Here is an 8,072-nt window from a genome sequence, read left to right as displayed (position 1 = left end):
GGTTTGTTTGGTTCGGTTGCTCGAAATGAAGAAACTCCGTCGAGCGATATTGATATTTTATTTTTATTGAAAAACCCAATTGGCTTATTTACACTTTCTGATTTGCAATTTGAATTGGAACAAAAACTTCAAAAAAAGGTAGATTTAGTTTCTGAAAACGGATTAAATAAATTTATAAAAGAGCGCGTTTTAAATGAGGTAAAATATATTTATGAAGAATAATACCAAAATTTTTCTTTTGCATATTTTAGAATCTATTGAAAAATTGGAAGAGATAACTGCAACTACTTCTAAAAATCAATTTCTAGAAAACTGGATTATTCAAGATGCAATTCTTAAAAATTTCATTGTAATTGGTGAAGCTGTTGCCAATATTGACGAAGAAATTAAACAAAAATATTCTTCCGTAAATTGGCGTGGTGCAAAATCGATGCGCAATTTTATTGTTCACGAATATTTTTCTGTTGACTTAAATTTTGTATGGGAAACTATTTTAGAAACCATTCCAAGTTTCAAAAAAGACCTGTCAACAATCATTAAAGATTTTGATTAAAATGGACGCTAAACTACGTTGTGCTTGGTGCGAAAAAGATGATTTGTACAGAGATTATCATGATAATGAATGGGGAAAACCAGTTTATGACGACGACAAATTGTTTGAATTTCTAATTTTAGAAACCTTTCAAGCAGGATTGAGTTGGTATACTATTTTGAAAAAAAGAGAAAATTTCAGAACTGCATTTGATAATTTCGATTACAAAAAAGTGGCTCAATATGACGAAGAAAAAGTGCAAGAATTACTTCAAGATGCCGGAATTATTAGAAACAAATTGAAAGTAAGAGGAACCATTTCTAATGCAATTGCGTTTATGGAAGTGCAAAAAGAATTTGGCAGTTTCTCTAAATACATTTGGAATTTCACAGACGGAAAACCATTAGAAAACAATAGAAAATCGTTAAGAGAAGTTCCATCAACAACACCACTTTCGGATGCAATAAGTAAAGACTTAAAAAAACGCGGATTCAAATTTGTAGGTTCAACGGTTGTTTATGCACACATGCAAGCTACAGGAATGGTTAACGATCATTTGGTTGATTGTTGGACACAGCTGTGATAAATTAAAACAAAATCAACATTTATTATTCTGCAAATTCACTACCTTTAGTACAAACTAAGAAACCATGTTTCGTCATAAAGGCAATCGAAGAACTTTCACACACAACTTACGATTAGCATCTACATTATCGTTTATTGCAGGAATAGTGAATATTGCTGGAGTTTTATCTGTTGCAACATTAACCACAAATGTTACAGGTCATTTTGCTTTTTTTGCCGAGGAAATTGTGCTCAAAAATTATTCTAAAGCCATCACAATTCTAATTTATATTTTCTTTTTTCTATTTGGAGCATTTACATCCAATTTTCTCGTGGAAATTGCGTCCTTAAAAAAACCAAGAATTGCGCACGCTTTTCCAATGATTTTAGAAGTTTTTATTCTAGTATTTGTTGGAGTTTCACAAGATTTCAATCCGAATTATATTGCTTATTTACTATTGTTTGCCATGGGATTGCAAAATGCTTTGGTGACCAATATTTCACAATCGGTAGTGAGAACAACGCATTTAACTGGATTATTTACCGATTTAGGAATCGAACTTTCGCAACTGTTTTTCTACAAAAAGGAAGTAGAATTAAAACGGTTGTCACGCAACATTTCATTACGTTTATCAATCATCATTTTTTTCTTTATAGGATGTGTTTTGGGCGGATTATTATACGAAACTTACAAGTTAAAAATTCTTCTTCTTGGAGCTACAACCTTATTAATTGCACTCTTTTTCGACAATATTGTAGTGTATTATCACCTGACCAAAAGAAAAATAAAGTCCAATTTACATTAATTACTCCGATTTTAAAATCCGAATAAAAGCACTTCTGGAAATTTCAAAGGCTCCTAATTTTTCTAAATGATCGTTGTGAATTTGACAATCTAGCAATTTGTAATTTCGAATTTTTAAGTATTCAACCAATTTTACAAAAGCCACTTTACTCGCATTAGGAACTTTAGAAAACATACTTTCTCCACAAAAAACATGTCCTAAATCAATACCATACAATCCACCAACGAGTTCGTTATTTTGCCAAACTTCAAACGAGATTGCTTTTCCTAATTGATGTAATTCGGTGTACGATTTGATAATATCATCTGTAATCCAAGTGCCATCTTGACCTTTGCGTTCCATCTTTTGGCAATTTTCAATAACAGATTTGAAATCTTTGTTGATCGTAACTTCAAAAATGTTCCTGTTTAAAATATTTCGCATGCTTTTAGAAACTTTGTAATCATGCGGATACACAACCATGCGTTCACTTGGCGACCACCAAAGTATAGGTTCTTCGGCATCAAACCACGGAAAAATTCCATTTCTGTATGCTAACATCAATCGCTCTACAGATAAATCGCCACCAACAGCAAGAATACCTTCATACGAAGCTTCTTCTACTGGAGGAAAATAAAGTTCTTTGGATAGGAAGTACATTTTTTAGAAAATAGAAAATAGAGAATAGAACATAGAGATTGACCTTAAAAATAAATGCCATTCTAAATATTTAACCAAAGTTATACATCTAGAATGACAGTCTATTTTCTATACTCTATATTCTTTACTCTTAATTAAAAAGGTAAATCGTCGTGTTCTTCTTCTTTAAAGTTGGTTGCTGGAGCAAATGCTTCTGCTGCTGGCATTGGAGGCATTTGTTGCGCTGCTGGAGCTTCTGCTTGCAGTTTTTCAATTCTCCATCCTTTAATCGAATTAAAATATTTAGTTTCTCCTTGTGGATTCACCCATTCTCTTCCGCCTAAATTAATTGAAACTTTTACAGCATCACCAACTGATACATTATTTAATAAATCGCTTTTATCTTGAACGAATTCAATCATGATACTCTGCGGATATTGCTCATCTGTAGTTACAACTAACTCTCTTTTTTTAAACGTTGGGCTTACTTGTTGTTCAGCACCAACTACTTTTACTTTTCCTGAAACTTCCATAATAATTCTAAATTTATTGTTTTGCTAAAAGCACCTTCCAAGCGGTTAGCACCTCATTTTTATCTAAATATTCCTTGGCCAATTGGTGTTTTTTTACTTCATCATCAGCACTCAAAACACCTTTCACGCCAAAATTCTGTTTTACAAATATAGTAATTTCTTCTTCGGTTGGCAATGCTTCAACATTTCCTAATTTGCCCAAATCATTCCCATTAAAAACAGCACTTTCTTTCACAAATTCTGGAATAGAATCTACTCCTATCCCTAAAGTTGCCAATGGTTTTTCTACTTCAAACAGTCCTTCTTTTGCTCTAGAATACCAATTCGCACCCAATCTCGAAACCAAATCAATTTTTACTGGATCAATCATTCCATCCTCATCTAGAATTTCTTCATTGATGTGCATTTTTAAAACCTCACAAATAATCAAATTTCCTGCGCCACCTTCAGTTCCAAGCGGAATGATCTCATTTACTTTACACTCAAATTGCACCGGACTTTCAGCCACGCGATACGGTTTCACCAACTCAGACGGAATTGGCGTCAAACCCGATTTTAAAAACTCATTCACGCCATCAGGATATTCCGTACTCGACAACGACATTTGTTGCACAATCTCAAAATTCACCATATTAATTACAACCTGGCGCGTTTCTTCACAATTAATCAACGTATGTTTTACCGTATTATTTCTAACGCGTCGCGCTGGCGAAAAAACCAAAATTGGCGGATTCGAACTAAAAATATTAAAGAAACTAAACGGCGATAAATTGGGCTTTCCGTTTTTATCCATCGTGCTAGCAAACGCAATTGGTCGCGGCGCAATCGCACTTTGCAAATAACCTTGTAATTTTACCGGTGAAACTTCTTTTGGATCAATCGTGAGCATAAAAGTGTATTTTGCACAAAGATAATTTTTTTGAGCGAATGGTCAGTGAATTTTTGTTAACCATTTTCCTGCTGCCTTTCCAAAATCCCGATAAAAAATCGGGAGTTTTTCCCTTGCATCAGGGCTAAAGAGCAATCCATTCTTGCATAATCACGTTTTTTTACTACTTTTAAACAAAAATTCATAAATGCAATTTTCCGAAAGAAGAAACACAACACGCTGGATAATAATCATCACCTCATTTGTGATTGTTTCCTTAATTCTTTGGAATACGTATTCGTTTTTTCAAATATTCAAGCAAGAAGAACGCACTAAAATGGAACTTTGGGCTAAAGCTCAAAAAAACATCACAACTGCAAATTTAGATACCGAGATTGAACTTCCGTCTTTTATTATCCAAAACAACAAAAACATTCCCTTAATTTTAACCGATTCAAAAGGGAAAATTATAAGCACTTTAAATATTGATGAAATTGAAAAAGATTCCATTAAATTAAAGAAGTTTCTTGAGGAAATTAAAAGCCAAAACCAACCTATTAAAGTGCAATATGATTCTAACAGATATAACATTGTTTACTACGGCGATTCATCCTTGCTCAACAAATTAAAATATTATCCAATTGCTTTGTTGCTAATCATTTTCTTGTTTGGCGCAGTCGTTTACAACTTTTATAAAAGCACGAAAATGGCAACCCAAAACAAACTTTGGGCAGGAATGGCAAAGGAAACAGCGCATCAAATTGGAACTCCATTATCATCATTAATTGGTTGGCTCGAAATAATGAAAGCCGATAATGTTGATGAAACTACGGTTTCAGAAATTGAAAAAGACATTAATAGATTGCAAACTATAACCGAACGATTTTCTAAAATTGGCTCCGAACCAGTTCTTGAAACTTTAGATATTGTAGAAGAAACATTGAATTCTTTCGATTACTTAAAATCACGATTTTCTAACCAAGTAGAATTCGAATTTATAGCTCCAAAAACTCCGATTTTAGTTTCTATAAATCCAGCATTACACAGTTGGACGATTGAAAATTTAATGAAAAATGCTATCGATGCCATGAAAGGTCGCGGCAAACTAAAACTAGCCATAGAAAACGAAACCAATACAATAAAAATAAACGTTTCCGACTCGGGAAAAGGAATTCCGAAAAACCAATACAAACGAGTTTTCGAACCCGGATTTACTACTAAAAGACGCGGTTGGGGTTTGGGTTTATCACTTACCAAAAGAATTGTAGAAGAATACCACAACGGCAAAATAAAAGTTGCTCAATCTGAAATTGGAAAAGGAACAACAATGCAGATTATTTATAAGAAAGTGAAGTGATTAATGTGCAGATTGCTTTCAGAAGCAAATATTACTAAGAACAGCTGTTATAAATCATACTTATTATCATCATACTACCATAATATGACAACCCAAAAGTAATAATATAATTTATTAATTGGATTAAGTTCTCAATAGCTGTTGAATTATTAGATTCTTCATCTTTTATATACCTAATTGTCAAGTAGTACATATGTCTACCTTTCTTTTTCTGAATAAAATTGTCAGATACTTTGTAAAGAAAAAGATAAACAATTCCATAAATAGGATATAATAAATTGCGTCTTTCCAAGCAATTATAGTTTTTATCAAATTGTAGTCCTATTCCAATTAACAACAAAACTACAGAAGTTATCAATGCTCTTTTGTACGTTACTGGTATTCTAAAAAACCTCAAAGTATGTGGCAAAACAAACCCCATTATAGAAACAATTCCAAAAATGAAAATTCCACCTAACCAGTATATATTTTTAATTATTTCCAATATTTTACTTAATAAAAGTTTCTTCTGAATTAATTGCTAGCGTAAAGTTTTCCCTGTCAAAACCGACTTTTTAAACATCGATTTTCGCTGACTTTCGCTTTTGCTCAAATACTCTTTTACAAAAGCATCGTGTTCTTCGGCTTGTTTTATGGTTTCACTAATTGATTTTTTTAAGCCACTTATGCTTGCCAAATTCTCTTTCCCAACCGAAACAATTTTATAAATTTCATTTTGGCATTGCTTCAATTTATTCAGCGGATTTTCAATCATCAATTTGATTTCGTCATCGGGTAATTTTGGTTTGAACTTGTTATTTCTGTAGTAAATAAAATTATTTAAATCGACTACAGCTTGATTAAAATCGGCTACAATTTGGTTTAGTTTATCAACGCTTTTGTTTTGACGCAATACTGTGAATTCTTGTTTTTTATTGGCTAAATAACCAGCAATTAATTCGTTAATTACTTTATTTTTCTCAATTCGTTGCGATGCTTCAAATGCTTTTTCGTCTTCTGGTAACTTTTCATACTTAGCAATTTCTGTAGCAAAATCATAATTAGAAATCAATCGTTCTTCTGATAATTTTCCTTCATAAAACTCACTATTGGTATAAGGATTGCTCAAAAATTGCCACATATAATCAAATGGCATGTGCGATTGAATCATTTTGGAAGGTGCAGCTTTATAGTAAGAATTATTAAATTTCTTGACAAATTTCTCGCCATTTACATAACCCGAAGCCCAAGTTGGGTCAAACAACAACCATTTTCCATCTACTTTAGAACCGCACCACGCGTGAGAAATCAACGCTACTTTTCCGTTTTGTTTTGTGTAACCACCGATAATGTAAGTTTTGATTCCAAGTTTATTTGCAATTTCATTAAAAACCTCAGCGTAATGAATACAAACTCCTTTTCGATTTTTAAGCGCATTTGCAATTTTTTCTTGTGGCGAATAAATAAAATTGGGTTCATTCATATTCACAACATCATAACTAATATTGGATGCTGTCCAGAAAAAAGCAGCTCTAATTTTATCTGATTCCGAAGTGAAATTGGCATTGATATAATCTGAAATATCCGAAGTTGAATTGGTTTTATCGGCTGGAATTTGAGCCATTTTAGCATCAATAGCACTAAATTCATTCGGAATTTGAGCCATCGAAAACTGGATAAAAAACAAAAACACTATTTGAAAAATAAATCTCATAACTTGTAAAATTAAAAAACCTGTTAGGCCAAAAACGTAACAGGTGATTTTATATAAAACGATAAATGTTGTTATAAATTGCTTTGAATTGCTTTCGCCAAATCTTCAAATTCTTCTTTGGTTAAAGACACTTTATTTTGAAAACGCATTTCATCCATTTCATTAAGCGGAATTAAATGAACGTGTGCATGCGGCACTTCAAGACCAATAACTGCCATTCCGATTCTTTTGCACGCAACGGTTTTTTCTAATGCAACGGCAATCTTTTTTGAAAAAGCCATTAAACCTAAATACAAATCGTCTTCAATGTCAAAAATCTTATTGATTTCCTGCTTTGGAATGCACAAAGTATGACCTTTCGCATTTGGATTTACATCTAAAAATGCTAAGAAATTTTCGTTTTCTGCAATTTTATAACATGGAATTTCTCCGTTTATTATTTTGGTGAAAATACTGCTCATTTCTTTTAGGTTAAAAGTTTATGGTTTTAAAAGTTTATGAGATTGCTTCGTTCCTCGCAATAAATTAATCGCGAGAAATTTCTAGAATTTCAAATTTTAAGGTTCCGTTTGGAACTGTGATCTCGGCTATTTCTCCTACAGATTTTCCTAGCAATCCTTTTCCAATTGGAGAAGTTACTGATATTTTTCCGGTTTTTAAATCGGCTTCACTTTCTGCAACTAACGTGTAAGTTAATTCCATTCCATTAGTTTGATTTTTGATTTTTACATTTGATAAAACCAAAACCTTCGATAAATCTAAGTGACTTTCGTCAATTAATCTTGCATTAGAATACACTTCTTCTAGTTTTGCAATACGCATTTCTAGCATTCCTTGTGCTTCTTTAGCAGCATCATATTCTGCATTTTCAGATAAATCGCCTTTATCTCTAGCTTCTGCAATATCTGCCGATGCTTTTGGACGCATCACGCTTTTTAAATGATCTAATTCTTCTTTTAATTTTTTAAGTCCTTCTGCTGTGTAATACGATATGTTACTCATAATTTCAATTCTTTATTTGTAACTTTTTAATTGAATAAAAAGTTGCTATTTTTTATATTAAAATCTAATAAAAAAGCTATTTTGTCGTTACTATAAAAT

General features: G+C 32.3%; 11 protein-coding genes. 5 read left to right on the top strand and 6 right to left on the bottom strand.

Going from position 1 to position 8,072, the window contains the following annotated elements; translation table 11 throughout:
• From DIU01_RS10480 to DIU01_RS10465, 4 genes are all read left to right on the top strand, one after another.
• A partial coding sequence (locus DIU01_RS10480; protein ID WP_290834206.1) for a nucleotidyltransferase domain-containing protein occupies positions 1-222 on the top strand: 222 nt, incomplete at its 5' end.
• Entirely contained in the window at positions 212-553 is a 342-nt protein-coding gene (locus tag DIU01_RS10475; protein WP_290834203.1) for a DUF86 domain-containing protein, read from the top strand. The genes DIU01_RS10480 and DIU01_RS10475, both read left to right, overlap by 11 nt.
• 1 nt (position 554) lies before the next feature.
• Positions 555-1,115, top strand: coding sequence for a DNA-3-methyladenine glycosylase I (locus DIU01_RS10470; protein WP_290834201.1), 561 nt, complete (start codon positions 555-557; stop codon positions 1,113-1,115).
• A gap of 67 nt (positions 1,116-1,182) precedes the next feature.
• Positions 1,183-1,902, top strand: a complete 720-nt coding sequence (locus DIU01_RS10465; protein WP_290834199.1) for a YoaK family protein — start codon at positions 1,183-1,185, stop codon at positions 1,900-1,902.
• On the opposite strand, the gene aat is transcribed toward DIU01_RS10465, so the two are convergent.
• The 3 genes from aat to DIU01_RS10450 all read right to left on the bottom strand — a co-directional run bounded on the left by aat (position 1,903) and on the right by DIU01_RS10450 (position 3,942).
• Complete coding sequence (gene aat / locus DIU01_RS10460) at positions 1,903-2,541, bottom strand: leucyl/phenylalanyl-tRNA--protein transferase (RefSeq protein ID WP_290834197.1); 639 nt, start codon at positions 2,539-2,541, stop codon at positions 1,903-1,905. It lies immediately after the preceding gene.
• 134 nt (positions 2,542-2,675) lie between these two features.
• Entirely contained in the window at positions 2,676-3,053 is a 378-nt protein-coding gene (locus tag DIU01_RS10455) for a DUF3127 domain-containing protein (protein WP_035125173.1), read from the bottom strand.
• Positions 3,054-3,066: 13 nt separating this feature from the next.
• On the bottom strand, positions 3,067-3,942 hold the full coding sequence (locus tag DIU01_RS10450; protein WP_290834194.1) for a flavin reductase family protein: 876 nt from the start codon (positions 3,940-3,942) through the stop codon (positions 3,067-3,069).
• A gap of 187 nt (positions 3,943-4,129) precedes the next feature.
• On the opposite strand from DIU01_RS10450, the gene DIU01_RS10445 reads away from it, so the two are divergent.
• On the top strand, positions 4,130-5,278 hold the full coding sequence (locus tag DIU01_RS10445; RefSeq protein ID WP_290834192.1) for a HAMP domain-containing sensor histidine kinase: 1,149 nt from the start codon (positions 4,130-4,132) through the stop codon (positions 5,276-5,278).
• A 520-nt stretch (positions 5,279-5,798) separates the two neighbouring features.
• On the opposite strand, the gene DIU01_RS10440 is transcribed toward DIU01_RS10445, so the two are convergent.
• The 3 genes from DIU01_RS10440 to greA form a co-directional block, all read right to left on the bottom strand.
• Entirely contained in the window at positions 5,799-6,971 is a 1,173-nt protein-coding gene (locus tag DIU01_RS10440) for a transglutaminase domain-containing protein (RefSeq protein ID WP_290834190.1), read from the bottom strand.
• 71 nt (positions 6,972-7,042) lie between these two features.
• On the bottom strand, positions 7,043-7,432 hold the full coding sequence (locus DIU01_RS10435) for an HIT family protein (protein ID WP_290834188.1): 390 nt from the start codon (positions 7,430-7,432) through the stop codon (positions 7,043-7,045).
• Between the two features lie 64 nt (positions 7,433-7,496).
• On the bottom strand, positions 7,497-7,973 hold the full coding sequence (gene greA, locus DIU01_RS10430; protein ID WP_290834186.1) for a transcription elongation factor GreA: 477 nt from the start codon (positions 7,971-7,973) through the stop codon (positions 7,497-7,499).
• Between the last annotated feature and the right edge of the window lie 99 nt (positions 7,974-8,072).

This window comes from Flavobacterium sp. (assembly GCF_003525665.1).
Lineage (GTDB): Bacteria > Bacteroidota > Bacteroidia > Flavobacteriales > Flavobacteriaceae > Flavobacterium.
The sequence above is the reverse complement of the archived record's forward strand: the minus strand, read 5'-3'. Positions and strand labels throughout refer to the sequence as shown.